Below are 2,065 nucleotides of genomic sequence, written 5' to 3' on the forward strand. Positions count from 1 at the left end.
GATTTTATTCCAGAACGTATAAAGTTAAGAAAAAAACGGACCCCATTTTAATGTCAACATTATCAATGAGTTAATGGTAAGACTAATGGTGCACAATAAGGAAGATTATCAATTGCTTATTAATTATTATGTTTTTGGTAAACATTTGCTCAACTTGCAAAATATGACCAGTGTTCAGATACATATATTGGTAAAAAAATTGAAAAAAAGCAGAAGGTATAATTGAAGGTATGTTGATTCTTTCTAGTGTAAATTGAATATTGGTTAAAATAATGCTTTACGATCGTAAAATAGAGATTATGCTAATAACACTTAGAACAATTAAGGTATCAAAGTATAATGTTTAGGATAATTTTTATACTTCAATGATTTTATTTTAAATTTTTTATTCTAGATATTGTTTTAAGTATTGCTAATAGGATGTTTAGCAAATTAAATAGATTAATTTAAACCCAAGGAGTGGAAAATATGTCAACTACATATCCAATTATTTTAGTTCATGGTTTATCTGGTTTTGATGATATCGTCGGTTATCCTTATTTTTATGGTATCGCTGATGCCTTAGAAAAGGATGGCCATAAAGTTTTCACCGCATCTCTTTCTGCATTTAATTCTAACGAAGTTCGTGGTGAACAACTTTGGGAATTTGTGCAAAAAGTTCTCAAAGAAACGAAAGCGAAAAAAGTAAATTTAATCGGTCATAGCCAAGGCCCATTAGCTTGCCGTTATGTTGCTGCAAAACATGCTAAGAGCGTGGCTTCTATTACCTCGATTAATGGTGTAAACCATGGTTCAGAGATCGCCGATTTAGTACGACGTATTATGCGCAAGGATAGTGTGCCAGAATATATTGTTGATGCAGTAATGAAAGCTATTGGTACGATTATCTCTACATTTTCAGGCAATCGTGGCAATCCACAAGATGCCATTGCGGCATTAGAAGCGCTAACAACTGAAAATGTAACCGCGTTTAATAAAAAGTACCCACAAGGGTTACCAGATGTTCGTGGTGGCGAAGGTAAAGAAGTCGTAAATGGCGTTCGCTATTATTCATTTGGTAGTTATATCCAAGGTTTGATTGCTGGTGAAAAAGGTAATTTACTGGATCCTACTCATGCAGCAATGCGTGTCTTAAGTGCATTTTTTACTGAGCGTGAAAATGATGGCTTGGTAGGTCGTACAAGTATGCGATTAGGTAAGCTGATTAAAGATAATTATGCTGAAGATCATCTGGATATGGTAAATCAGGTTGCTGGATTAGTAGGGCGTGGTGAAGATATCATTGCTATTTATACCAACCATGCGAAATTCTTAGCAAGTAAAAAACTTTGATTATCCTGAATACTTATTGTAGATAACTCAGGTACGAATGGCTCTAATCGTTTTAGAGCATTTTGATTTTAACTATTATTGTTTAATATCTTTATTGACGCTGACAGAAATAGCATAGCCTAATAAATAAAGAGCTTGCTCTAGACTATCTACTTTTGAGGTTTGATTAATTTCAAGTAAACGCTCTATTTGTGCACTTGTTAAATTCATCTTTCTTGCAAGATCAGATTTTTTTGTCTTTGTTTCTAACATTGCATTATGTAACGCAATTTTTAAACAGCTAATAAGCGGTAAGTAGACAATAAAATCACCAGGTTGTGCTTTAGATGGCGCTGGAATAGGCTGTTTGCTCGCAATAAATTCTTCAAGACCTACATGTAAAATATCAGAGGCTTCTAGTTCAATATCATCTTTGGTATAAGCAACAGCGTGTATATTATCAAAATCACGGTAGGTAATTTCGTAAGTTTCACTTTCTTCATCAAAATGAGCGACGGCTGGATAGTTGAACATAAATAACCTTTTATAAAGTTGAAAACGAGATTTAATGAAAATGAAATTACACAATATAGTGTGTTCTCAAAATTCCTGTGTATAGTATCAAAGTGAAACTTTATTTATCTATTTGATATTAAATAGTATATTAAAGATTAAAGCATATTTATCAAAATTTATCTTCATTTCTTGCTAATGTAAGACAGAGTGAGGTAAATAGCATATTGCTTGTTGATTG

Annotated in this window: 2 protein-coding genes; one reads left to right on the forward strand and one right to left on the reverse strand. The window is 32.6% G+C overall.

The genetic code is table 11. The features are described 5' to 3' along the window. The first annotated feature begins 468 nt into the window (after positions 1 to 468). Positions 469 to 1,332 carry a lipase family alpha/beta hydrolase gene (locus tag BHE89_RS15560; RefSeq protein WP_069369381.1) on the forward strand — a complete coding sequence of 288 codons (864 nt, stop codon included), beginning with the start codon at positions 469 to 471 and terminating at the stop codon, positions 1,330 to 1,332. 75 nt (positions 1,333 to 1,407) lie between these two features. On the opposite strand, the gene BHE89_RS15565 is transcribed toward BHE89_RS15560, so the two are convergent. Next, positions 1,408 to 1,845, reverse strand: a complete 438-nt coding sequence (locus BHE89_RS15565) for a type II toxin-antitoxin system HicB family antitoxin (protein ID WP_069369380.1) — start codon at positions 1,843 to 1,845, stop codon at positions 1,408 to 1,410. Between the last annotated feature and the right edge of the window lie 220 nt (positions 1,846 to 2,065).

This window comes from Shigella sp. FC1967, assembly GCF_001743005.1.
Taxonomy (GTDB): Bacteria; Pseudomonadota; Gammaproteobacteria; order Enterobacterales; family Enterobacteriaceae; genus Proteus.

Excerpts from the sequence above, each read along its gene's own strand:
- BHE89_RS15560 (WP_069369381.1), top strand. The coding sequence starts at position 469 with ATGTCAACTACATATCCAATTATTTTAGTTCATGGTTTATCTGGTTTT.
- BHE89_RS15565 (WP_069369380.1), bottom strand. The coding sequence starts at position 1,845 with ATGTTCAACTATCCAGCCGTCGCTCATTTTGATGAAGAAAGTGAAACT.